The sequence below is a fragment of the Vibrio sp. 704 genome, from assembly GCF_033339295.1.
The window spans coordinates 59,531-83,975 of sequence record NZ_JAWOUH010000010.1 but is presented as its reverse complement, the minus strand read 5'-3'; the positions used below and the strand labels follow the sequence as shown (position 1 = coordinate 83,975).

The window sequence follows — 24,445 nt, the reverse complement described above, 5'->3', positions numbered from 1 at the left end:
ATGGAAGAAGTTTTTCAGTCATTTTATGCCAACGGTGCGCTCCTCATTATGTGGGGTGCACTGATCTTGCACCTTTTAGTGCCAATCCCCCATTCAGCGCACCCCATCACTTTATGGCGAAAGCTAGCAGAGCAGCTAGCTAACAAAGTGAACAATAATCACAATTACTCACAGAGTGTAATCTCAGGCAGTCTTGCACTAGGCTTGATGCTGTTTCCTTGCTTGATATTACTGATTGCAGTAAAGCCATTTGTTTGGCAAATCCGTTTATATGAACTGGTTCTATTGATCCTTGCGCTAGACTGGCGCAACAGCGAAACGTTAACGAAACAGCTCGTCACAAGTATCTCTTCGGAAGACAAAGCTCAGTGTCGAGCATTACTGAGACCATATCTTAATCGCGATACTGGTAGCCTCTCGATCGTTGGCATAGGTAAAGCTGGCTCAGAAACCCTGATTATGGCATACAGCCGCAACGTGATCGGTGTGCTATTTTGGTACGCACTAACAGGTGGTATTGGTGCGTTAATGTATCGACTCACAACAGAATTAGCGCGAGTGTGGTCCCCTAGCCGACGCCAATATTTGCCCTTTGGTAAACCTGTGATTCAATTGGTTGCTACTCTGGATATTATTCCACTTCGTCTCTTTGCCATACTTTTAGCTGCCGGAAAGAATACAAGTAATGTGCTCTCTGGAATACAACAGCAAGCGAAGTCTTGGCCCTTACCAGGACCTAGTTGGGTGTTATGTACTATCGGACACAAACTACAACTGTCTTTATGCGGCCCTGCTATCTATCAAGGTGTGCGTGCAGAGCGCGCAAAAATCGGTGGGCGCATTGCGCCATCGGCTATTCACCTTTCACAAATACATACGCTGCTCGTTTGGCGCGTCCTGGCTTGGGTCGCAATCCAAAGTTTGCTTTTAGGAATAATTTATCAAGGATTATGATGAATAAATTATGCTTCGCATTAACGCTATTTGTTTCGACAGCGACCTTCGCTCAACCCGCTCAACCCGCTCAACCCGCTCAACCCGCTCAACCCGCTCAACGCATTATAAGTTTAGCTCCACATGCCACCGAAATTGCCTTTGCAGCAGGGCTAGGAGAGCAGCTTGTTGCTGTCAGCGAAATGAGCGATTATCCAGAACAGGCAAAGCAGCTAGAAAGAGTCTCAAATTATCAAGGAATTAAATTAGAGCGCATTATTGCTCTTCAGCCGGACTTAGTGATTGCTTGGCCAGCCGGAAACCCCGCTAAAGAGTTGGAGAAAATTAAACAGTTCGGTATTCCTATCTATTACTCCACTACAGGTTCATTAGAAGATATCGCCAATAATATCGAGCAACTCAGCCAATACAGCGAAACTCCACAAGTAGGAAAAAAGGCCGCTGAAGATTTTAGAACGCAGCTGAGTACACTAAAAGAACAGTACAACACGAACGAGAAAGTTAGTTACTTTTATCAGTTGAGTGAAAAGCCTATCATCACTGTCGCCGGAAAGAACTGGCCAAGTGAAGTCTTTACTTTTTGCGGTGGTGAGAACATTTTCGCCGCATCTAGCGCGCCTTATCCTCAAGTTAGCATCGAGCAAGTCATTACTCGCCAGCCAGAGGTTATTTTTACTTCTCGTCACGCAATGAGTAACGATGGTATGTGGGCTGAGTGGAGTAATGAGCTTCTTGCTCTTAAAAACAAACACATCTGGTCCCTAAACTCTGATTGGATTAACCGTCCCACACCACGCACATTGAACGCGATCAAGGAAGTGTGTGAGCACTTTAAAAGCGTTCGTCAAAAACGCTAACGATTTCGTGGCAAATACCGTACAATTTCCGCCCATTTTTTCTCACACTATTTAAAGGTACTAAGTAACATGGACTCCATGCTGCTTTATATGATCGATTTGTTCGGTACCGCTGTTTTCGCTATCTCTGGCGTATTACTGGCGGGCCGTTTAAAAATGGATCCATTCGGCGTTATCGTGCTCGGCAGTGTGACTGCTATAGGTGGCGGAACAATCCGAGACATGGCGCTTGGTGCCACTCCCGTATTTTGGATAACAGATACGACTTACTTATGGGTGATATTTGTTACGTGTCTACTAACCATGCTTGTTATTCGAAGACCCAAGCGACTCTCATGGTGGGTATTACCCGTTTGTGATGCCATCGGTCTCGCTGTATTTGTAGGAATAGGAGTAGAAAAGGCACTCGCCTACAATGCTTCTGGGATGGTCGCGGTGATAATGGGGGTTATTACTGGCTGTGGCGGTGGCATTATACGAGACGTGCTGGCTCGCGAAGTTCCTATGGTATTAAGAAGTGAAGTCTATGCTACGGCATGTATTATTGGCGGCATCTTCCATACGATGGCGATAAACATGGGTTATGACCACTCAACGGCTTTACTCGCTGGTGTAATCTCAACGCTCATTATACGTCTCGGTGCGATTCGTTGGCATCTATCCCTGCCAACTTTCGCCATTAACCGTTAAACACCAACAACATCACTCATCATGGAGTCGACCAAGTGTCGGCTCCTCTCATTTATGCTCATTTGATTCGCCAATTCTTGGGCAATTCGCTAAATTATCTCAACCATTCCTAACTTTCATTAATCATTATGTTGCTTGAAGGTATTGAAACGTTACTTGTCCTCAGTAAAGAAAAAACCATGAGCCGCACGGGCAGTCAACTCTATATTAGTCAATCTGCCGTGAGTAAACGTATTTCAAATCTAGAGAAGAAGTTAGGAAAAAAATTAATAGAGCCAAATGGTCGGCACATAAAGCTGACCTCCGATGGCCTTGCGCTCATCAACACGATCGAGCCAACGTTCAATGAGTTAAGAGGTCAGATCTATGATCAACAACAAATAGAAGATACTTCTTTGATCAAGATAGACTGCTCTGAAACCTTAGTCGCTGGATACCTCAGCATGATCATGGCAGAACACTTTGCCCATGATCAATACATACGAATATCGACCAATCATACGCCACGCATTATTGAGAATGTGAAATCAGGCAAAGCAACATTGGGATTTTGCGCTGGCTATCTACCACCTCATCATGGATTAATGAGCCTTCACCTCGCCGATGAACCTTTCTCAATTGTCAGTCGACATTCACTTTCACAACTACCTAAAGCTATTTTGACCAATGACCTAACTAACCCTGCCAACACATATCAACAAGCTATTTTATCCAAACACGGAATCGAACCTTTGATGGAAATGGATTCGTATACTGCGGCAGCACAACTGGCTTTGGGAGGTATGGCTCCCGCTTTAATCCCTAAATCTATCCTAACGACACTTAATATCACACCTAAGTTCTGCTATGACTTTGAAGAGCTAGATCAGTTAGTTCGACCAATACATATCTGCTTACGTCACAGCACATATCGTAGCGAGCGAGTTAAAGCACTGACAGAATCCATTGCTGATGTTGTTGCCAAAGAAGTTTCGTTGCCATAAGCATCGACATCACTATAACTAGAGGACGAATCCATTTTTGCCCTTTACTTACCACGACCTTCGCCCCTAACTGAGCACCAAGAAAACAGCCAACAGCCATAGTTAAGCCAAGCTTCCACACTGGCAACCCAGCTAAGATAAAAAAGAGTAGTGCCGCAATGTTTGACGTGAAATTGAGGATTTTGGTTCTAGCTGTGGCTTCGACCAAAGAAAAGTGACCTAGTGCAACAAAACAAACAGTAAAAATAGATCCAGTCCCAGGGCCAAAAAAGCCATCATAGAAGCCGATCCCGCCACCAATGCATAGCGCAAACATCGCTTCAGATAACTTTGGTTCTCCATCAATTTTTCGCGTACTTGGCGCGAGTAAAAAATAGAGGGAAATGGCTATCAAAAGAACAGGGATCAAACTGGTGAGTACGCTAGCATCAATAAACTGCACAGCCTCGGCACCGATTGCAGCACCTATAAAAGTGCAGAGTATCGCAAAACGCATTTCCTTTAAGCTGACAATACCGTTACGCACGAAATACCAGCTAGCAGAGAAACTGCCAAACGAACTTTGTAACTTATTGGTAGCTAGAGCTTGAGTCGGACTCAACCCCGCAGCCAAAAGCGCAGGGAGCGTAATGAGCCCTCCCCCACCAGCCATCGCATCAATAAAGCCTGCGGCAGTCGCAACCAAAAATAAGGCCAACAAAATTTCAACCGTGATTTCCACTACACTTCCTTTTTGAAGAGGTATCAAAGAGGAAGAAACGGTAGCATTTATTCACAAAACTACCAATGGAAAGTCAAGACACCAATCTATTCCTAATTTTCATAGAATTAATGCTTAAACTTGACTCCAAACTTTTATATAAAATTTAGTTGTCAGAAAGAATTGAATCACTGTCACAAATCTATTCCTGATAATGAGATCAAACGCTTACCTTTAAATATAAAACTAGACGAATATGAAAGATCTGTTCAGCATGTAGAGTTTACATTGTCAGCGCTCAAGGCCCGATATCTGAGGAAAATACATGACTAGCAACTACCCTTTATCACGACATCAATCCTCAAAAAATAGTGGTAGTATAAGCACCTACCCACTTTATAAATCAAATCATCAACATCGAAATCAAGAAACCATTATCTTATCTATCGAGAGCTTCGATATTGTTGTCAAGAACAATGTAAAAGATAAAGCGAAATTAGAACGTTGGGAAAAGATAAAGGGAATGTTTGAAAATACAGCAAACTATTATGCTACAGGACAGGACTTAGTTTTTATAACCAACTTATCAAACTATTTGTACGGAAATAATAGCTCTGTTATCGTTAAAAATTATTCTGGAGCTCCACATATCATACTCACAGGCTCCCCTGCTATGCACTCAAAGCTTTCTGGATTAGGAAAATTTCTTCCCACTCCAACTGTGGCAAAGTTCGCTGTTGGACCAGAAGGGGCATTACAATCCATTAGAAGTGGGGGCATAATAACAATTATCTTAATATCCACATACAGAGTGATTGACTTTTTCCTCAATGACCGTCAAACCTTAGCCAAACTATTTGGTACTTTAGCTAGTGATATAATCACTATCGGGTTATCGTCAGCTGCAGCAGCTATATTTGTAAACTTTGCCGCAGCAGTGGGTGGCAGTGTTGTAACTTTAAGTGTTGGCCCATTATTAGGGGCTATTTTGATAAGCTCGGCTGTAGGTCTTTTATTGAATAGAGAAAATGATAAACGAGGTTTAACACAGAAGTTAATAGCCTCTATAGATATTTACTTAAAGCAAAGAGATATAGAAGCAAAGAGAAGAGCAAAAGAAGAATATAATGAAATTCAACGTAAAACTCAAAGTATGATTTTCTCGCAAGAAATACAGCGAGGTTTGTTACGATGAAAAAAGGGAGTTACGACCGAACGCAAGTGTTTTTTTATTTAATAATTTTATTAGCATCAGCAATATCACTGTTAATATATGGTTTTGATGGATTGTCAGACTTTTATCTTAACATCTATAATAATGAAAGTTATTCATCTTTTGATCAGGCTGATATTTTGATTATAGGCTCTAGTTTGATCTTATTTGAATGCTCTATAATGTCCGTAAAAACATTAAAATCAAATGATTTCCTAACTAAAAGTGAGTTTAAAAGCTCTAGTAAGATATTCCTAACCATATCGATAACTAGTTTTTTTCTTCTTTATCCCTCGCTACTAGCAGCAGATGTTTTTGCAAAAAGTAACGGATACTCTCTTGATACTGAAAAATCAACTTATAACTTAGTCTTAGAAAAAAGAACATATCGAAGCACTCCATAGTTAGTATGTTTTTAAGCTCGACACTGCTTATTTTAACTTTTTCTAATTACCTATCTGCTTAAAGAGTTATGGTCGGCTTAATATCTCAGTCCTACAGCATTAATTTTGTTGCAGCAAGTGGTAGTACTATTTCTTCCTCTTTGGGTACATCGCTTGCCATCATTAGCTTAATTATCTTCAAAAGCGAAGCATACCAATCGTTCCTAGCACACTTTAATGCTCTTCATTTTAGAAAAACCTCGATATAAAAAAAAGCCCGCTCAAATGAGCGGGCAATGAGGTTGTCATGCAAGCCCTGATTAATGAGCTTACTGATTTTTATCTGTTACGCGTCTAGACTCGCTTTCACTTTAGCGTGTAACTCTTGAACCGAAGTTACTGACGCTTTTGCGTCTGCAGTATGAGACATACATGTAGCGAACGCTGCATTCAGTGTCGTTGTGTAGTTCACTTTTTCTGCCAGTGCACCACGGCGTAGAACTTTCGAATCTTCAATCGCTTGACGACCAGCAGCCGTGTTTACGATGTAGGTGTATTCGTTGTTCTTGATGCGGTCAAGAATGTGTGGACGACCTTCGTGTACTTTGTTTACCAAACGTGGGTTAATACCCGCTTCGCCCAGAATTACAGCAGTACCGTGTGTCGCATCCAACTGGTAACCCAGTTTCACTAACTTAGAAGCTAGGTCAACAACACGCTCTTTATCACCTTCACGTACAGACAGTAGCGCACGACCACCTTCAGGATAAACCGCACCGCAACCTAGCTCTGCTTTCGCGTAAGCTTCTGCGAACGTTGCACCCACACCCATTACTTCACCTGTTGAGCGCATTTCAGGGCCCAATAGAGGGTCAACACCAGGGAATTTGTTGAACGGCAGAACCACTTCTTTCACTGAGTAGTAAGGAGGGATAATCTCCTTAGTAAAGCCTTGTGACTCTAGAGATTGACCCGCCATTACACGTGCAGCGATTTTCGCTAGAGGAGCGCCTGTCGCTTTCGATACGAATGGTACCGTACGAGCAGCACGAGGGTTCACTTCAATTAGATAAACGTCGTTATCTTTCACAGCAAACTGCGTGTTCATCAAACCGCGCACACCGAGTTCGAATGCTAACTTCTCAACTTGCTCACGCATCTTGTCTTGAATTTCCTGACTTAGCGTGTATGCAGGCAGTGAACATGCAGAGTCACCAGAGTGAACACCCGCTTGTTCGATGTGCTCCATGATACCGCCGATAACGACGCGTTCACCGTCACAGATAGCATCAATATCAACTTCGGTTGCATCATCCAAGAAACGGTCTAGCAGAACTGGAGACTCGTTCGATACGCTTACTGCTTCGTTGAAGTAGCGACGCAGGTCTTGCTCGTCGTATACGATTTCCATCGCACGACCACCGAGTACATAAGATGGACGAACAACTAATGGGAAGCCAATTTCTTTCGATTTCTCAACCGCTTGCTCCATCGTTGTTACTGTCGCGTTTTCTGGCTGAAGTAGACCTAAACGGTCAACAGCGGCTTGGAAGCGTTCACGGTCTTCCGCACGGTCGATAGCATCTGGGCTAGTACCAATGATTGGCACACCAGCCGCTTCTAGAGCACGAGCCAGTTTAAGTGGCGTTTGACCACCGTACTGAACAATCACACCTTTTGGTTTTTCAACGCGAGCGATAGACAGTACATCTTCCAGAGTTACTGGCTCGAAGTACAGACGATCAGACGTATCGTAGTCAGTAGATACCGTTTCTGGGTTACAGTTAACCATAATGGTTTCGTAACCGTCTTCACGCAGCGCAAGTGATGCATGAACACAACAGTAATCGAATTCGATACCTTGGCCGATACGGTTTGGACCGCCACCAAGAACCATGATCTTATCTTTGTCTGTTGGGTTTGCTTCACATTCTTCATCGTAAGATGAGTACATGTAAGCCGTGTCAGAAGAAAACTCTGCTGCACATGTATCCACACGTTTGTAAACCGGATGAATATCAAACTGCTCACGAGCACGGCGAATTTCACTTTCAGCGACACCAAGCAATTTAGACAAGCGAGCATCAGAGAAGCCTTTGCGTTTCATCTGACGAAGCACTTCTTTGGTCAAACCTGCGTAGCCGCCCGCCTTGACTTGTTCTTCGAGTTTTACAATTTCTTCGATTTGAACCAGGAACCAGCGGTCGATTTGAGTCAAGTTGAACACACCGTCGACTGACATACCCGCTCGGAATGCATCGGCGATGTACCAGATACGCTCTGCACCTGCTTCTTTAAGTTCGTGACGAATCTTAGTCAGTGCATCTGGCGCTTCCAGATCGACCATCTCATCAAAACCAGTTGCGCCAACTTCTAGGCCACGCAGTGCTTTGTGAAGAGATTCTTGTTGGTTACGACCAATCGCCATTACCTCACCAACCGATTTCATCTGAGTTGTCAGACGATCGTTTGCACCAGCAAATTTCTCGAAGTTAAAGCGAGGGATCTTAGTTACGACGTAGTCGATAGTTGGTTCAAATGACGCAGGTGTTGCACCACCTGTGATGTCGTTTTGTAGTTCGTCTAGCGTAAAGCCAACAGCCAGTTTCGCGGCAATTTTCGCGATTGGGAAGCCTGTTGCTTTTGATGCTAGCGCAGAAGAGCGAGATACACGCGGGTTCATCTCGATGATGACCATACGACCATCTTTCGGGTTGATACCAAACTGTACGTTTGAACCACCTGTTTCAACACCAATCTCACGTAGAACGGCTAGCGATGCATTACGCATAAGCTGGTATTCTTTGTCAGTCAGTGTTTGTGCTGGAGCAACCGTGATTGAGTCACCCGTATGGATGCCCATTGGGTCAAAGTTCTCGATTGAACATACGATGATACAGTTGTCCGCTTTGTCACGAACGACTTCCATTTCGTACTCTTTCCAACCGATTAGCGACTCATCGATAAGAAGTTCGTTGGTCGGAGATAAGTCCAGACCACGACGACAGATTTCTTCGAACTCTTCTTTGTTGTACGCGATACCACCACCAGTGCCACCCATGGTGAACGATGGACGAATGATACAAGGGAAGCCAACCATATCTAAAACTTTGTAAGCTTCTTCCATGCTCTTCGCTGTATCTGCGCGAGGACACTCAAGGCCGATAGACTTCATCGCTTTATCAAAACGAGAACGGTCTTCCGCTTTGTCGATTGCATCAGCCGTTGCACCAATCATCTCTACGCCAAACTCTGCGAGAACGCCGTGCTTCTCTAAATCTAACGCACAGTTAAGTGCTGTCTGACCACCCATAGTTGGCAGAACTGCATCAGGACGTTCTTTCTCGATGATCTTGCGTACAACTTCCCACTGAATCGGCTCGATGTAAGTCGCATCTGCCATCTCTGGGTCAGTCATAATCGTTGCTGGGTTAGAGTTAACCAGGATAACTCGGTAGCCTTCTTCACGAAGAGCTTTACACGCTTGTGCGCCAGAGTAGTCAAACTCACATGCCTGACCGATAACAATCGGACCAGCACCAAGAATTAGAATACTTTGAATGTCAGTACGTTTTGGCATTATCTACTACTCCGAATTAAGCGCTGTGTTTTTTGATTAGTTCGATAAAGTGGTCAAATAGCGGTGCCGCGTCATGTGGACCAGGGCTCGCTTCTGGGTGACCTTGGAAGCTAAATGCTGGCTTGTCTGTGCGGTGGATACCTTGCAAAGAGCCATCAAATAGCGATACGTGAGTAGCACGTAAGTTTTCCGGTAATGTTGCTTCATCTGCCGCAAAGCCGTGGTTTTGCGAAGTGATCATCACAACGTTACGCTCTAAATCTTTTACTGGGTGGTTTGCACCGTGGTGACCAAACTTCATTTTCACCGTTTGCGCACCTGATGCTAGCGCCAGAATTTGGTGACCTAGACAAATACCAAAAATTGGCAGGCCTTTTTCTAGGAACACTTTGGTTGCTTCAATCGCGTAAGTACATGGTTCTGGGTCACCTGGGCCGTTCGATAAGAATACGCCATCTGGATTTAGTGCCAGAACTTCTTCCGCTGACGTTTCTGCAGGTACAACCGTTAAGCGGCAGCCGCGGTCAACCAACATTCGTAAGATGTTGCGTTTTGCGCCAAAGTCGTAAGCGACAACGTGGTATGGCAGCTCGCTGTCATCTTTCGCCTCTGGAAGTCCACCTTCAAGCGTCCACGAACCTTGCTTCCATTGATACGCTTCTTTTGTTGTAACTTCTTTCGCAAGGTCCATTCCTTTTAAGCCTGGGAATTCTTTTGCTTTCGCTAGTGCCAAAGCTTCGTCTAGGTTGTTGCCCGCAACAATACAGCCGTTTTGAGCACCTTTTTCACGCAGGATACGAGTGAGCTTACGAGTATCGATATCAGCGATGCCAACGATATTTTGAGACTTAAGATAATCAGAGAGGGATTGTTCGTTACGGAAGTTAGAAGCGATTAGAGGAAGATCGCGAATCACAAGGCCTTGTGCATGAATGGAAGAGGATTCTTCATCTTCGGAAGTGGTTCCGGTATTGCCAATATGAGGATAAGTGAGAGTGACGATTTGCTGAGAATAGGAAGGATCAGTGAGGATTTCTTGATACCCCGTCATCGAGGTATTAAAAACGACTTCACCAACGGAAAGACCATCTGCCCCTATGGACACTCCGCGGAACACTGTCCCATCTTCTAGGACCAACAGTGCTAATTTACCCAAGACAACCTCCAGAATAAAAATGCAAAAAAAATAAATCAAACTGCAAACATGCCTTCCTTTACCTATAAAATCTACATAAATAGGTATTTCAGACAAATTGGCGGTATTCTAAAGTTGGACTCGAAACCTGTCAACCTACAATCAAAAATAAATGATTAATTTCTAGCGAGTAAGGTCATTTTGAATCAGTAAGGCCCAAAAAGATAACTTTTACATGCTATTACATAGAGAGGCATAGAGGTTTAATGAATTTTACAAATTTGAACTTTTTAGAGATCACAAAAAAGTATGAGTTTTTCACGCAAACGTTCACTCGACAAAAAAGACATTAGTTTTTAGACATCAAAACCCAAAACACCCACAAAACAACCAAAACAACAACAAAAGTAAGCACCAAAATACTTTCTGTTAGAATCATTTCATTTACAAATAATTCTATAGATATAAAAAAGCCGGCTACCGCCGGCGAATAATTATGTATTTAGAGTTCATTCAATCCCAAAACATCTGTCATGGTATAAAAGCCCGCTGGTTTGGCACTCAACCAAACAGCGGCCTTGACGGCGCCATTAGCAAACGTCATACGATCGGTCGCTTTGTGCGTTATCTCCACTCGTTCCCCGATATCAGCAAACATGGCTGTGTGCTCACCGACGATATCGCCAGCGCGAATTGTAGCAAAGCCGATCTCATCTTTAGTACGTTCACCTGTGATACCTTCTCGCGCATAGACAGCTACATCATTCAGCTTGTTGCCCATCGCACCAGCAATGGCTTCGCCCATCCCGATAGCGGTACCAGAAGGAGCATCAACTTTATGACGATGATGTGCTTCGACAATCTCAACATCGCAGTAGTCGCCCATCACTTTGGCTGCTTTCTCAAGAAGCTTAAATACTAGGTTCACACCAACAGAGTAGTTAGGAGCCATGACAACAGGCACTTGCTTAGCGGCTTCGTCAATCAGTTCACGCTCTGCATCACTGAAACCAGTCGTCCCAATCACAATACTCTTTCCATGCTTCTTACACAGTTCAAGATTCGCCAACGTACTTACTGGGGCAGTAAAATCGATGATTACATCAAAATTATCGACGTCTTTAGCAAGATCATCCGTTAAGAACACATCGAATTTGCCTTCACCACAAAGTTCACCGATATCGACACCGACAAGTGAGGACTCAGGTCGTTCTGATCCCGCGCTCACTGTCGCCTCTGGGTTAAGGTGTGAAGCTTTAACCAAATTACGGCCCATTCGGCCTGCTGCTCCTGCGATTGCAATACGAACCATTGCGCTTTCTCTCCTTCTCTGGATAACGAGGTTTGCTCTCGTTCTCTCGTTTCGCTTAATCTGTTTAAACTAACAACATACCGTGGTTACCACAAGCAAGTTCATCAGGCTTAAGCGAACTCTTTTACGACACGCTCCAAGATAGGCACGTTCGCTTCAGGAAAGGCATAGTTACCCAATTCTCTTATCTCAACCCAGCGACCTTCTTGACCTTCTCGGCCGTAAGGCTCATTACTGAACTTAGATACCGTAATAAAATCAAACTTAAGTGATTTGTCTGGATAGTCATATTCCAAATGCTCGAAAAGGGCTTGCTCAGTAACTTCAATTCCTACTTCTTCTTCAAGTTCTCTTGCTAGAGCATGTTCAATACTTTCTCCTGACTCGACTTTCCCGCCGGGAAACTCCCAAAACCCGCCTTTATGCTTGTCGTCTGGACGCTTTGTAATAAAAATTTTTGATTTGTCTTGGTTAAAAATAATAGCCGCGACTATGTGAATTCTTTTCATAGGGGTTCCTAACTCTCAAGCCGTTACACTTCAACGGTCTTTGAATCTCTATAACTATCCGATGCTATCAAAACTTATGAAATTCGACAGCCACAGAATTTGCTTAAAAAAAGAGCCGCCTAGGCGACTCTTTAAAAAATAATCTGACTAATACGTTAGTCGATTTTGCCGTGGCACTGTTTATACTTCTTACCACTACCACAAGGGCAAGGCTCATTGCGACCTACTTTACGTTCATCACGTACCATTGGCTGACTTGAACCTTCTTCAGATTCATCACCTTCAGAAAGAGGGTTTTGTGCTGCTGCGTGTTGCGCTTGAGCACGACGAGCGGCCTCTTCAGCTTGCGCACGACGTTGCTCTTCCATACGTTCAACTTCTTCTTGTTGCTGAACTCGAACGCGAGATAGAACAGTAATCACATCAGTTTTCAGCGCTTCTAGTAGACCTTCAAACAGTTCAAACGATTCACGCTTGTATTCCTGTTTCGGGTTCTTCTGCGCATAGCCGCGTAAGTGAATACCCTGACGCAAGTGATCCATTGCTGCCAAGTGCTCTTTCCAAAGCGTATCCAGAGTTTGAAGCATAACCGATTTCTCGAAGTTACGAAGCACTTGGGCACCCACCACTTCCTCTTTCTCTTTGTACACTTCAACGGCTAGATTGATGATCTTCTCGCGTAGCGCCTCTTCGTAAAGCTTATCGTCTTCTTCAAGCCATTGCTTCACTGGTGCATCAAGATCGAAGTCTGCTTTCAAGCGCTCTTGCAGACCTTCAACGTCCCACATATCTTCTAGTGATTGTGGCGGGATGTACTCATCAATAACCGCTGTTAGCACATCTTCACGGTTTTGCTCGATCATACCGCTGATGTCTTCAACGTTCATCAATTCGTCGCGCAGCTCGTAGACAACCTTACGCTGATCGTTCGCCACATCATCGTATTCTAGTAGCTGCTTACGGATATCAAAGTTACGACCTTCCACTTTGCGCTGTGCTTTTTCAATTGAGCGAGAAAGCATTTTCGATTCAATAGCTTCACCTTCTTCCATACCACTTTGAATAAGGCTCGCCATACGATCAGAAGTGAAAATACGTAACAAAGAGTCTTCCATAGATAGGTAGAAGCGCGATGAACCCGCATCACCTTGACGACCAGAACGACCACGTAGCTGGTTATCAATACGGCGAGATTCGTGGCGCTCAGTACCAATGATGTGTAGACCACCAGCATCTAATACTTGATCATGTACAACTTTCCACTCTGCTTTAATCGCATCGATTTGTTCTTGAGTTGGGTTCTCCAAAGCTTCCACTTTTGATTGCCAACTACCGCCAAGCACAATATCCGTACCACGACCGGCCATGTTGGTCGCGATAGTTACCGCACCAGGCATACCCGCTTCAGCGACAATTTCCGCTTCCTTCTCATGGAATTTTGCATTCAATACGTTGTGTTTGATCTTAGCCTTCTTCAATGCGTTAGAAAGAAGTTCTGATTTTTCAATCGATACGGTACCAACCAATGTTGGCTGACCTTTCGCAACGCGCTCTTTGATATCTTCAATGATTGCAGCAAACTTCTCAGCTTCGGTACGGTACACCACATCCGGCATATCGTTACGAATCATAGGTTTGTTGGTTGGGATAACCACCGTTTCCAAGCCATAAATAGATTGGAACTCAAACGCTTCAGTATCCGCAGTACCTGTCATACCAGACAGTTTTTCGTATAAGCGGAAGTAGTTCTGGAAGGTAATCGAAGCCAAAGTTTGGTTTTCGTTTTGAATCTTAACGCCTTCTTTCGCTTCTACTGCTTGGTGAAGACCTTCAGACCAACGACGACCTGGCATTGTACGACCAGTATGTTCATCAACAATTACTACTTCACCTTCGTCAGTAACGATGTAATCAACGTTGCGCTCAAACAACACATGAGCACGCAAAGCGGCATTCACGTGATGTAACATGCTGATGTTAGTCGGAGAGTAAAGTGTGTCACCCTCTTCCATAAGACCATTTTTCACCAACAGTTCTTCAACGTACTCTTGGCCCGTTTCTGTGAGGTATACTTGCTTTGATTTCTCATCAACAGTGTAGTGACCATCACCACGATATTCTTCAGAGTCTTCTTTGTCTTGCTTTTTAAGATGCGGGATCAAAAGGTTGATTCGGGTGTATAGCTCAGAGCTATCTTCAGCAGGACCAGAAATGATTAAAGGGGTACGAGCTTCATCAATTAGGATTGAGTCCACCTCATCGACAACTGCAAAGAAGCGTTCACGTTGTACGCGATCTTCGCTACGGAAAGCCATATTGTCACGAAGGTAGTCAAAACCAAATTCATTGTTCGTTCCGTACAAGATGTCAGCTTGGTACGCTTCTTTTTTCTCTTGAGGAGGCATGTTTGGCACGTTTACACCAACAGTCATACCTAAAAATTCAAATAGAGGGCGGTTTGTCTCTGCATCACGTTTAGCTAGATAATCGTTCACTGTTACAATGTGAACGCCTTTACCAGCCAGGGCATTTAGGTAAGCAGGAAGCGTTGCCGTCAGCGTTTTACCTTCACCCGTACGCATTTCAGCGATTTGACCCGCATTTAGAACCATACCACCGATAAGCTGGACGTCGAAGTGGCGCATACCGTAGACACGCTTAGATGCTTCACGAACCGTAGCAAAAGCTTCTGGAAGTAGTTTATCAAGAGTTTCACCCTTCTCTAGGCGCTCACGGAATTCAACCGTCTTTGCTTTTAACTCTTCGTCACTTAGAGCTTCGAATGTTGGCTCAAAGTTATTAATTTCTTTTACAATTTTTCTAAGGCGGCGCAGTGTTCGGTCGTTGCGACTGCCAATCACTTTTGTCAGTAGCTTAGTTATCATTTTTCGTGAATCTCTCTTTATTCAGACCGTTCCCGATCTACTCATAATGCCTTCAGTCTCTGCCAGTTTGGAACTAAGAATACTGAGATAAATCATTTATCAAAGATATTGAGTTCAAACATCCATATTTCAAGGCTAAGTTTTGAAACAATGTGGCTTAGTGTAAGGATTTTTAATCGATACAACCATAAATAGACGTATTTGTTTGAAGCACTCTGAAGTTTTTACTTAAAGTGGTGACTGATTAGCCGATATTGCATACCGCAATATGTGTAATCCATCCAGAGCAAACTTTGCTTTTTACCTTGCTACATTGTAAAACTGAAGCTAAAGACGTTAATGTAAACTATACCTTGATAGAAAGCTGCTCTAGAATAGCTATATCTCAACAAAATTAGATTTTACCTATGCGTGATCACCGTCCAACCTCGACTGAAGATGTTATTGCTGAGTCACAGTTCAAGCAGATTCAAGAACATGCTGGAGAAATCTTACAGCTTAACCAAGCTTTGCAAGAGATCTTACCCATGGGGACGGCCGATCATTGCCGAGTAGCGAATGTTCGTAACGGCCATCTATTGATCGATGTCTCTAGTGCCGCAATCAAAATGAAGATCGATTACGATCGCCTCATGATCCTAAATAAACTTCGTACTCAAGGCTTTGCCAAGCTGATGAGCGTTGAAGTGAGGATCAATCCTTCACTATATAGAAACCGCTTTCAACAAGACGACAGACCTAAGCGTCCACCACTAACAGAATCTGCAGCAAAGTCATTAATGACGATTGCCGACATGGCGCCACCTAAAATTCAAGAGCGTTTAAAACGATTAGCCGATATGGCAGAAAAGGAAGATCGTAAGTGAACGTTATTTCAATATGCTGAAAGCTTGAATGTTATTGATAAGTAGAAGATTAAAGCCAAATAGCAAAAAACCAGGCATAAGCCTGGTTTTTTATTAATTCTAATGCCAAGTATTTACGCAAGCACCATATTTGGTTCTGCGAATGCTACTGGTGAGCCGACTTCTTCTTCGAATGTAGTCCACTCCCACGCTTCCTGATCTGCAAGAACAGCACGTAACAGTTGGTTATTTAAACCGTGGCCAGATTTAAAGGCACGGAATTCACCAATGATTGGGTGGCCACACATGTAAAGGTCACCAATCGCATCCAACACTTTGTGAGTCACAAACTCATTTTCAAAGCGTAGACCTTCTTCATTAAGAATACGGTAATCATCCAAAACGATAGCATTGTCAAAACTACCACCCAAAACTAGGTTTTGAGATTGTAGATATTCGATATCACGCATAAAGCCAAACGTACGTGCTCGAGAAATCTCACGAACAAAGCCTTTTGACGAGAAATCAAACAGCAAACGTTGCTCGTCTGATTCAATCGCTGGGTGATTAAACTCAATTTCGAAGTCCATACGGAAGCCGTTAAATGGTACAAATTCTGCCCATTTATCACCATCTTCAAAACGAACTGGCTTTTTGATACGGATGAAGCGTTTTGGCGCATTTTGCGTTTCGATACCTGCTTGTTGTAGCAAGTATACAAATGGGCTTGCACTACCATCCATGATCGGAATTTCAGGTGCGTCTACTTCGACAACAATGTTATCGATGCCCATACCAGCAAGTGCCGCATTCAAGTGCTCAACAGTTGAAATACGCACACCTTCATCGTTTACCAATGCAGTACAAAGCATGGTGTCACGAACTGAAGCTGGATCAGCTGGAAAATCTACAGGTGGATTTACATCTGTACGACGGTAAATGATACCTGTATTTGCAGCAGCCGGGCGCAGAGTAAGTGTGACTTTACGACCAGAGTGGAGACCCACACCAGTTGTTTTCACTATTTCTTTCAGAGTACGTTGTCTGATCATCTGCTTGCCTCTCAAAAATTTGCTACAAAACACGGCCGTCTGTAACGTCGACCGTGAATGCTACCATAATTTTGAGCCATGTCAAATTTATGGGTTAAAGATTAATCAGCCTGACGACGCAAAAATGCCGGTATATCTAAATAACCACTTTCCTTTTCTTGCTTTGGAGCCGCAGAACTTTGGCTCGACGAAGCTGGAGAAGAAGGAGCAGTGTTTGTCGGCTGAGGAGTTACCTGTGGCTTCTCTTGCACTTGATTATTTTGCAAGGTCTGTGCCGGTTTTTCTTCAGCTTGCGTTGCCGCTGCTTGTTGCTGTGGTTGAGCTTGCGGCGTCGGTGCCACTTTCGCTTTACCACCCGCAACTAGCGTGATATCTGGCTTTTTCTCATTACCAATACCTGTCGCTACAACTGTTACGCGGATTTCGTCAGTCATATCAGGGTCTAGAGAAGTACCGATAACAACAGTCGCATTGTCAGAAGCGAATGCCTTCACTGTATTACCAACCGTCTCAAACTCGTCAAGACGCATATCCAGACCAGCAGTAATATTGACAAGAACACCACGAGCGCCCGCTAGATCGATGTCTTCCAGAAGTGGGCTAGAAATTGCCATTTCAGCCGCTTCTTCAGCACGGTCTTCACCTTTGGCGATGCCGCTACCCATCATTGCGTGACCCATTTCAGACATTACAGTTCTTACGTCCGCAAAGTCGACGTTGATCATGCCAGGGCGAGTAATTAGCTCAGCAATACCTTGAACGGCATTCTTAAGAACATCGTTAGCGCTTGCAAAAGCTTCTAGTAGTGTTACACCACGACCAAGTACTTTAAGTAGCTTTTCGTTTGGAATCGTGATCAAAGAGTCAACATGCTTAGAGAGCTCATCGATACCTTGCTCAGCAAATGCCAAACGCTTTTTACCTTCAAAACTAAACGGTTTAGTTACTACCGCTACTGTTAGAATGCCAAGCTCTTTAGCCACTTCAGCAATAACAGGCGCTGCACCAGTACCGGTACCGCCACCCATACCAGCTGCGATAAACACCATATCGGCGCCAGTCAGGGAATCTTTAATTCGATCTCTGTCTTCGAGAGCTGCGTCACGGCCAACCTGTGGATTAGCACCTGCACCCAGACCTTTAGTGATATCACCACCGATCTGAATAACATTGCCAACGCTTGTCTTACGAAGTGCTTGCGCATCAGTGTTGACGCTGATGAATTCCACACCTTCGATGGATTCACGCACCATGTGTTCAACGGCGTTACCACCGCCGCCACCAACCCCAACGACCTTGATTACTGCATCGTCAGACATTTCCATCATCGGTTCAAACATGTGTTGTCTCCGTTTATCCTGCAACTCAGGTTAAAACTCTTTTTGTATCCAGTTACGCAATTTATCGAAAAAGCCAGTTACAGATGAGCGTTTAGGTTCATTATAATCGCTATCGTCGCTAGACTGCATGTCTCTTGCGTAATGAAGTAATCCAACTGCCGTAGAATGGTACGGCTCTTTTACATAGTCAGTTAATCCGCTGACTTCGAGCGGTTTGCCGACCCTTACTTGATTGCGGAATACGCGTTCCGCACATTCTACCACTCCGTCCATTTGCGCAGCACCGCCAGTGAGTACAACTCCCGCGGCGAGATGGTGCTTGATACCCTCTTCGCGCAATTTTGCTTGTACAGAGTCGATAGTTTGGTTAACCAGTCCCATAAGCTCAGAGTAGCGTGGCTCAATCACTTCTGACAACGTTTGACGTTGCAGGCTACGTGATGGTCGTCCACCTACGCTTGGTACATTAACCGTGTCATCCTTACTGACCAGTTCACTCAAAGCACAGCCATATTTGACTTTTATTTCTTCAGCATCGCTCACTGGCGTACCAAAAGCAAAAGCAATATCACTGGTTACAGCATTTCCTGCGTACGAAAATACTTCTGTGTGACGTAACGCACCGCCAGTCCAGATGGCCACATCCATCGTGCCGGCGCCAATATCAACCACACAAACTCCAAGCTCTCTTTCATCCTCGGTGATTACTGCATTGCTAGCAGCAAGCCCAGAAAATACGAGTTGTTCTACTTTAAGGCCGCAGCGTTCTACCGCCTTAATAATGTTGCGTGCCATGTCATTATGGCATGAGATAAGGTGGACACTCACTTCCATTCTTACCCCAGATAAACCAAGCGGATTTTTGATTCCCTCTTGGTAATCAATGGTGAACTCTTGCGGGATCACATGAAGAATTCGCTGTTCATCACCGATTTTAATCGATTTTGCGGTATGGATAGCGCGATCCATGTCTTCTTGAGACACCTCTTCATCAGAAATAGTGCCCATACCTTTTTCAATTCGGCTTGCGATATGCTTACCAGACAACGAAATGAAGACTCGGCTGATCTGGCACTCTGCCATTAATTCAGCTTGATCAATTGCACGTTGTACTGATTTTACAACCGACTCCAAATCATTCACGCCACCTTTATCCATTCCGCGTGAGGGGCTACTACCTGCGCCAATAATATTAATTTGACCGTCTGGTAAAACCTCACCCACTAGAGCCGATACGGTTGCAGTGCCTATATCAAGACCAACAATAATGTTGTCATCAGCGGCCTTAGTCATCTGTACTCTCTTCTAACTCTTGTTCAGGGAACCAACCAACTGCGGCCCCTGTATCGTACCTAAGATCGATATAACTGATTCTTTGCGTGTCACTGCCAAGCTTGTTATAGAGCTTAAAAAAGCGCTCTATACGCTCAAGAAGAGACTCTTTACCGAGCTCTAATCGAATACCGTTATCAAGGATGATTTGCCAAGCTCGTCGCTCGTTTAATACCAGAGACGATATCGCTAAACCCAATTGCTGAAACTTAGGACTCAAATCACGGTAAGTCTGTAAGACTTCCGGTCCGCTATCTTTGGGTCCGTACAGCTTCACTTTTTCTTCTTGCAACAGAGCAACATCTCCATCAAAAACGAACCCGTTTTTATCTAACAGTTCGTTGCCATTCCAAATGGCTTCTGGTTGATGCTCCGTCAAAAAAACTTTTACTGTATCCGGCCACTGCTTTCGGATTGCGGCATGCGCTACCCATGGCAGAGCTTCGACACTTTGCTGTAATACATCAATATCCTGGGACATAAATGTACCGATGTGATCAATTCGACTAAATGCAGCCTGCACATCGTCAGCTTGGACATACTCCAGTTTCCCCTGAAGTACTATTTTGGAGAGAGGTAACCTTTGGTCATCCCACATCCAACTGATCGCCGCGTACAAAACAGAACTAATTAAAGTCACAACCACAACGAAAAATAACGCACCCAAGATTTTTTCTTGGCGACCAGGGTTGTTACCCGTATTTGGTCGCTCGTCATTCAGTGCAATATTCAACAACGTCTTCGTTTCCTGACTTTTGTCGTGTACTTTTTACCCATATAATTACGCAGAGGTAAAAGTCTTGACTTTAACCTTGGGATTATACTGAGCTCTTGTAAACTATCAAACACTGATAGCAATAAATCACAATGATATTGACGCAAAATCGAGATCTGAGTCTTTATCTGTCCTTCGCATCAACAATATGTGTCAGCCAAGCATCTTGTTTATATTCAATTTAAGACCTGCCAGCTGTTTCGCCACTTTACCAATATCACCCGCACCTTGCGTTAAGATTAGGTCGCCGTCTTGTATAACGTTAGCTAAAACTGAAGGTAATTGCTCGATTTCTGGAACAAAAATCGGGTCTACCTTGCCTCGGCTGCGAATTGTGCGACATAAAGCGCGCCCATCAGCACCTGCAATCGGCTTTTCACCCGCTGCGTAAACATCCAGCATGATCAATACATCCACCTGTTCAAGCACATTCGCGAAATCATCGTATAAATCACGAGTACGGCTATAACGGTGCGGTTGGAAAATCATCACCAAACGCTTGTCTTGCCAACCACTGCGTGCTGCATTAATGGTTACATCCACTTCTGTTGGATGATGGCCGTAATCATCAACAAGCATTGCATGGCCGTTGCCAGTATCAAACTCGCCAAGGTGATCAAAACGTCTTCCCGTACCTTGCGTACCAGCCATTGCCTTTAGGATCGCATCGTCTTCAATGTCATCTTCAGTAGCAACCGCAATCGCAGCAGACGCATTCAATGCATTGTGACGACCTGGAATATTCAGCGTGATATCTAAGTTAGCTCGCCCTTTACGTACTACCGTAAATTTGCCTTGCTGTCCCTCTTGACGATAATCTTCAATACGTACGTCGGCATCTTCAGAAAAACCGTAAGTTATCACTTGACGACTAATACGTGGGATTAACTCTCGAACCACAGGATCATCAATGCAAACAATTGCTTGGCCGTAAAACGGTAGATTATGAAGGAAATCGATGAAGGTTTGCTTTAAGGTTTCAAAGTCACCACCATAGGTATCCATATGATCGGCTTCGATATTGGTAACAATGCTCACCATTGGTTGCAAGTGCAGGAATGACGCGTCACTTTCATCTGCCTCTGCAATTAGAATACGACTCGAGCCTAGACGCGCATTTGTACCTGCGCTTTTCACCAAACCGCCATTCACAAACGTTGGATCAAGACCGGCTTCAGAATAGATTTGAGTGACAAGAGCGGTCGTCGTGGTTTTACCGTGTGTACCCGCAACGGCAATACCGTGACGGAATCGCATCAATTCAGCCAACATCTCTGCACGGCGTACGATAGGGATGCGTAATTCACGTGCCGCCATCACTTCTGGGTTTTCTTCGTTGATCGCCGTTGACACAACAACCACACTGGCTTTTTCTACATTACTGGCTTGATGACCGATAAATACCGTCGCACCTTTTGATACCAAACGCTCTGTCACAGCGTTCTCTGATAGATCAGAACCTGTGATTTGGTAGCCTTCGTTCAACAGCACTTCTGCAATGCCGCTCATGCCCGCACCACCAATACCGATGAAGTGGATGGATTTCACGCGGCGCATCTCTGGCACCATTGCGCGAATCTGAACTAAGTCTTGTGTATGTTGGATTGTCATCAATTCTATTCTCAATAATTCGGTTAACGCTTTTCGGTCAAAGCGACAATGGCTTGTGCGACAACTCGGTCAGCATTCAATTTTGCAGCGCCACGCGCTTGCTCAGCCATTGTAAGTAAAGCTTGGCGATCCAATTGTTGGATCTGCTGAGTCAGAGACTCAACGGTTAAATCTGGTTGTTCAATCATTTTCGCCGCGCCGCAATCCACCAAGTGGTCTGCATTAAGTGCTTGCTGGCGGTCTTTGTGCATGAATGGAACAAAAATAGCGCCTACACCTGCCGCCGAGACTTCAGAAACGGTTAACGCTCCAGAGCGACAAACTAAAAGGTCAGCCCATGCGTAAGCTTCTGCAACGTCATCAATGAATTCCATTACTTCTGCATTTACCAGACCTTTAGCTTGGTATGCTGCATTCACTTCTTCGGCAGCACCTTTGCCCGCTTGATGACGAATACAGTAATCTTCGCCCAATTTCGACATCACGTCTGGCAGAGTTTGGTTAAGAATACGTGCGCCTTGGCTGCCACCCATCACCAAAATGCGAATTGGACCTTGGCGCTCTTGCATGCGCTCAGTTGGCGCTGCTAATTGAGTCACGTCTTCACGAACTGGGTTCCCAACCACTTCGGCATTTGGAAAAGCGCCTGGGAAAGCCTGAAAAACCTTCTTAGCGATTTTCGATAACCATTGGTTCGTTAAACCTGCTACTGCATTTTGTTCATGCAGAACAACAGGAATGCCACTCATCCAAGCGGCAATACCGCCCGGGCCGCTAACATAACCGCCCATACCAAGCACTGCGTCTGGCTGCCAGCGTTTCATGTGAGCACGAGCCTGCATAATGGCATTGATAATTTGAAATGGTGCTGCAAGAAGACGTTTAACGCCTTGACCTCGTAACCCTTTCACTTTGATAAAGTCGATTTCAATGCCATGTTTTGGCACCAAATCCGCTTCCATTCGATCCGCCGTACCTAACCAACGGATCTCCCAACCTTGCTCTTGAAGCTGTTTTGCTACCGCCAAACCTGGGAATACGTGACCGCCAGTACCACCAGCCATCACCATCAAACGTTTATTTTGTTTCATTAGCTTGTTGTTCTGATTGTTGTTGCTCGCGTTTCAAGCGGCATTCGTAATCGATACGCAGTAGTATGGACACTGCGACGGACATAATTATTAGACTAGAACCACCATAACTGATGAGTGGAAGTGTTAAACCTTTAGTTGGAACAATACCGGCGGCAGCTCCAACATTAACCAAGGTTTGAAACGCAAACCAAATACCAATTCCGAAAGCCAGATAACCTCCGAACATTTCGCCTTCTTCAAATGCACGCTTGCCGATGTAAACCGCTTTTAGCACCAAGCTAAAAATCAGCATTAAGACCAGCACTACGCCCACGAAACCAAGCTCTTCAGCAAGTACGGCAAACACAAAGTCGGTATGCGCTTCCGGTAGATATTCCAGTTTTTGAATTGAATTACCGAGACCTTGTCCGAACCATTCACCACGACCAAACGCCATCAAAGACTGAGTCAACTGATAGCCACTGCCAAATGGATCTTCCCACGGGTCAAGGAAGGAGGTTACTCGTCGCATACGGTATGGCTCGACGAGAATCAAACCTACTACAGCGCCGATACCTGCCACCATCAAGGCGAGAAACTGGGTTAGTTTTGCACCTGCGATAAAAAGCATGCCAAACAGCGTGACCAGCATCACGACCACCGTCCCCAAGTCTGGCTGACCAAGTAGTAATACTGCGAAGAAGGCAAACACCATGATTGGCTTCATAAAGCCACCAAAGAACGTTTGTCGTACTTCGTCTTGCTTTCGAACTAAGTAACCAGACATGAAGATAAACAGCGATAGCTTCGCGACTTCCGCTGGCTGAAGGTTAAACAGCCCGAGGGGAATCCAACGAGACGCACCATTAACCGACTTACCCGCCAAGAGCACGATGATCAACAGTGCGAAAGAAGCCCAAAGTAAGTAATGGCTCTTCTTAAACCACTCTTGCAAAGGCACTTGCAAAATAACAGCGGAGGTCCCTAACGCCAGCACGAGAAATGTCGCATGACGAAACATAAAGTGGAACGGCTGTTCCGTTAATCGAGAGCTGATTGGAAATGATGCAGAGGTTACCATGACCAAACCAGTCAACATCAAACCCAGTGCAATCCACACTAACTGACGATCAAACATCGCCTCTGGGGCTGGATGCTTGAGCCAATTGCCAATACTGCGTTTAACGTTACCTAAACCCACGAAGTGTGTAACCTT

The 24,445-nt window shown here is 44.5% G+C and carries 20 protein-coding genes; 7 read left to right on the top strand and 13 right to left on the bottom strand.

Annotated features, from left to right (window positions below):
* From R7R24_RS14780 to R7R24_RS14765, 4 genes are all read left to right on the top strand, one after another.
* Complete coding sequence (locus R7R24_RS14780) at positions 1–954, top strand: cobalamin biosynthesis family protein (RefSeq protein WP_054578510.1); 954 nt, start codon at positions 1–3, stop codon at positions 952–954.
* Entirely contained in the window at positions 954–1,811 is an 858-nt protein-coding gene (gene btuF / locus R7R24_RS14775) for a vitamin B12 ABC transporter substrate-binding protein BtuF (protein ID WP_064376563.1), read from the top strand. Before R7R24_RS14780 ends, btuF begins: the two co-directional genes overlap by 1 nt.
* 69 nt (positions 1,812–1,880) lie before the next feature.
* Positions 1,881–2,501 carry a TRIC cation channel family protein gene (locus R7R24_RS14770; RefSeq protein WP_054578508.1) on the top strand — a complete coding sequence of 207 codons (621 nt, stop codon included), beginning with the start codon at positions 1,881–1,883 and terminating at the stop codon, positions 2,499–2,501.
* A gap of 128 nt (positions 2,502–2,629) precedes the next feature.
* A complete protein-coding gene (locus R7R24_RS14765) occupies positions 2,630–3,484 on the top strand; it encodes a LysR family transcriptional regulator (RefSeq protein WP_005387379.1) in 855 nt (284 codons plus the stop codon).
* Here R7R24_RS14765 and R7R24_RS14760 read toward each other — a convergent pair.
* Positions 3,426–4,205, bottom strand: coding sequence for a TSUP family transporter (locus R7R24_RS14760; RefSeq protein WP_054578507.1), 780 nt, complete (start codon positions 4,203–4,205; stop codon positions 3,426–3,428). The two genes, R7R24_RS14765 and R7R24_RS14760, sit on opposite strands and share 59 nt — an antisense overlap.
* Positions 4,206–4,509: 304 nt before the next feature.
* On the opposite strand from R7R24_RS14760, the gene R7R24_RS14755 reads away from it, so the two are divergent.
* Together R7R24_RS14755 and R7R24_RS14750 are read left to right on the top strand one after the other, a co-directional pair.
* Positions 4,510–5,379 carry a hypothetical protein gene (locus R7R24_RS14755; RefSeq protein ID WP_054578506.1) on the top strand — a complete coding sequence of 290 codons (870 nt, stop codon included), beginning with the start codon at positions 4,510–4,512 and terminating at the stop codon, positions 5,377–5,379.
* Positions 5,376–5,801 (top strand): hypothetical protein, encoded by a 426-nt coding sequence (locus tag R7R24_RS14750; RefSeq protein ID WP_054578505.1) that lies wholly within the window; start codon positions 5,376–5,378, stop codon positions 5,799–5,801. Before R7R24_RS14755 ends, R7R24_RS14750 begins: the two co-directional genes overlap by 4 nt.
* A gap of 325 nt (positions 5,802–6,126) precedes the next feature.
* On the opposite strand, the gene carB is transcribed toward R7R24_RS14750, so the two are convergent.
* From carB to secA, 5 genes are all read right to left on the bottom strand, one after another.
* A complete protein-coding gene (gene carB / locus R7R24_RS14745; protein ID WP_005381854.1) occupies positions 6,127–9,360 on the bottom strand; it encodes a carbamoyl-phosphate synthase large subunit in 3,234 nt (1,077 codons plus the stop codon).
* Positions 9,361–9,376: 16 nt separating this feature from the next.
* A complete protein-coding gene (gene carA / locus R7R24_RS14740) occupies positions 9,377–10,516 on the bottom strand; it encodes a glutamine-hydrolyzing carbamoyl-phosphate synthase small subunit (protein WP_017821483.1) in 1,140 nt (379 codons plus the stop codon).
* 481 nt (positions 10,517–10,997) lie between these two features.
* On the bottom strand, positions 10,998–11,807 hold the full coding sequence (dapB, locus tag R7R24_RS14735; RefSeq protein WP_005381860.1) for a 4-hydroxy-tetrahydrodipicolinate reductase: 810 nt from the start codon (positions 11,805–11,807) through the stop codon (positions 10,998–11,000).
* A 110-nt stretch (positions 11,808–11,917) separates the two neighbouring features.
* Positions 11,918–12,316, bottom strand: a complete 399-nt coding sequence (gene mutT, locus R7R24_RS14730; RefSeq protein WP_005387387.1) for an 8-oxo-dGTP diphosphatase MutT — start codon at positions 12,314–12,316, stop codon at positions 11,918–11,920.
* 155 nt (positions 12,317–12,471) lie between these two features.
* Entirely contained in the window at positions 12,472–15,201 is a 2,730-nt protein-coding gene (secA, locus tag R7R24_RS14725; RefSeq protein ID WP_054578504.1) for a preprotein translocase subunit SecA, read from the bottom strand.
* Between the two features lie 407 nt (positions 15,202–15,608).
* Between secA and R7R24_RS14720 the strand changes: the two genes are divergently transcribed.
* On the top strand, positions 15,609–16,067 hold the full coding sequence (locus R7R24_RS14720) for a DUF721 domain-containing protein (protein WP_054578503.1): 459 nt from the start codon (positions 15,609–15,611) through the stop codon (positions 16,065–16,067).
* A 113-nt stretch (positions 16,068–16,180) separates the two neighbouring features.
* Here the strand turns inward: R7R24_RS14720 and lpxC are convergent, their stop codons facing one another.
* From lpxC to ftsW, 7 genes are all read right to left on the bottom strand, one after another.
* Complete coding sequence (lpxC, locus tag R7R24_RS14715; protein ID WP_005381871.1) at positions 16,181–17,098, bottom strand: UDP-3-O-acyl-N-acetylglucosamine deacetylase; 918 nt, start codon at positions 17,096–17,098, stop codon at positions 16,181–16,183.
* A 101-nt stretch (positions 17,099–17,199) separates the two neighbouring features.
* Complete coding sequence (gene ftsZ / locus R7R24_RS14710; protein ID WP_017633617.1) at positions 17,200–18,438, bottom strand: cell division protein FtsZ; 1,239 nt, start codon at positions 18,436–18,438, stop codon at positions 17,200–17,202.
* Positions 18,439–18,468: 30 nt separating this feature from the next.
* Positions 18,469–19,731, bottom strand: coding sequence for a cell division protein FtsA (ftsA, locus tag R7R24_RS14705; protein WP_005372946.1), 1,263 nt, complete (start codon positions 19,729–19,731; stop codon positions 18,469–18,471).
* Positions 19,724–20,506, bottom strand: coding sequence for a cell division protein FtsQ/DivIB (locus tag R7R24_RS14700; protein ID WP_025768409.1), 783 nt, complete (start codon positions 20,504–20,506; stop codon positions 19,724–19,726). Before R7R24_RS14700 ends, ftsA begins: the two co-directional genes overlap by 8 nt.
* Before the next feature lie 192 nt (positions 20,507–20,698).
* Positions 20,699–22,156, bottom strand: coding sequence for a UDP-N-acetylmuramate--L-alanine ligase (gene murC, locus R7R24_RS14695; RefSeq protein WP_054578502.1), 1,458 nt, complete (start codon positions 22,154–22,156; stop codon positions 20,699–20,701).
* 23 nt (positions 22,157–22,179) lie between these two features.
* Positions 22,180–23,247, bottom strand: coding sequence for an undecaprenyldiphospho-muramoylpentapeptide beta-N-acetylglucosaminyltransferase (gene murG / locus R7R24_RS14690; protein ID WP_054578501.1), 1,068 nt, complete (start codon positions 23,245–23,247; stop codon positions 22,180–22,182).
* A complete protein-coding gene (gene ftsW, locus R7R24_RS14685; RefSeq protein ID WP_005372933.1) occupies positions 23,234–24,430 on the bottom strand; it encodes a cell division protein FtsW in 1,197 nt (398 codons plus the stop codon). Before ftsW ends, murG begins: the two co-directional genes overlap by 14 nt.
* Positions 24,431–24,445: the final 15 nt, after the last annotated feature.

What these genes read in the sequence shown, in the direction of transcription:
- btuF (WP_064376563.1), top strand. Translation starts at nt 954, where the DNA reads ATGAATAAATTATGCTTCGCATTAACGCTATTTGTTTCGACAGCGACC.
- R7R24_RS14780 (WP_054578510.1), top strand. Translation starts at nt 1, where the DNA reads ATGGAAGAAGTTTTTCAGTCATTTTATGCCAACGGTGCGCTCCTCATT.
- secA (WP_054578504.1), bottom strand. Translation starts at nt 15,201, where the DNA reads ATGATAACTAAGCTACTGACAAAAGTGATTGGCAGTCGCAACGACCGA.
- R7R24_RS14755 (WP_054578506.1), top strand. Translation starts at nt 4,510, where the DNA reads ATGACTAGCAACTACCCTTTATCACGACATCAATCCTCAAAAAATAGT.
- R7R24_RS14750 (WP_054578505.1), top strand. Translation starts at nt 5,376, where the DNA reads ATGAAAAAAGGGAGTTACGACCGAACGCAAGTGTTTTTTTATTTAATA.
- R7R24_RS14720 (WP_054578503.1), top strand. Translation starts at nt 15,609, where the DNA reads ATGCGTGATCACCGTCCAACCTCGACTGAAGATGTTATTGCTGAGTCA.
- dapB (WP_005381860.1), bottom strand. Translation starts at nt 11,807, where the DNA reads ATGGTTCGTATTGCAATCGCAGGAGCAGCAGGCCGAATGGGCCGTAAT.
- mutT (WP_005387387.1), bottom strand. Translation starts at nt 12,316, where the DNA reads ATGAAAAGAATTCACATAGTCGCGGCTATTATTTTTAACCAAGACAAA.
- carB (WP_005381854.1), bottom strand. Translation starts at nt 9,360, where the DNA reads ATGCCAAAACGTACTGACATTCAAAGTATTCTAATTCTTGGTGCTGGT.
- murC (WP_054578502.1), bottom strand. Translation starts at nt 22,156, where the DNA reads ATGACAATCCAACATACACAAGACTTAGTTCAGATTCGCGCAATGGTG.
- murG (WP_054578501.1), bottom strand. Translation starts at nt 23,247, where the DNA reads ATGAAACAAAATAAACGTTTGATGGTGATGGCTGGTGGTACTGGCGGT.
- R7R24_RS14765 (WP_005387379.1), top strand. Translation starts at nt 2,630, where the DNA reads ATGTTGCTTGAAGGTATTGAAACGTTACTTGTCCTCAGTAAAGAAAAA.
- R7R24_RS14770 (WP_054578508.1), top strand. Translation starts at nt 1,881, where the DNA reads ATGGACTCCATGCTGCTTTATATGATCGATTTGTTCGGTACCGCTGTT.
- lpxC (WP_005381871.1), bottom strand. Translation starts at nt 17,098, where the DNA reads ATGATCAGACAACGTACTCTGAAAGAAATAGTGAAAACAACTGGTGTG.
- ftsZ (WP_017633617.1), bottom strand. Translation starts at nt 18,438, where the DNA reads ATGTTTGAACCGATGATGGAAATGTCTGACGATGCAGTAATCAAGGTC.
- ftsA (WP_005372946.1), bottom strand. Translation starts at nt 19,731, where the DNA reads ATGACTAAGGCCGCTGATGACAACATTATTGTTGGTCTTGATATAGGC.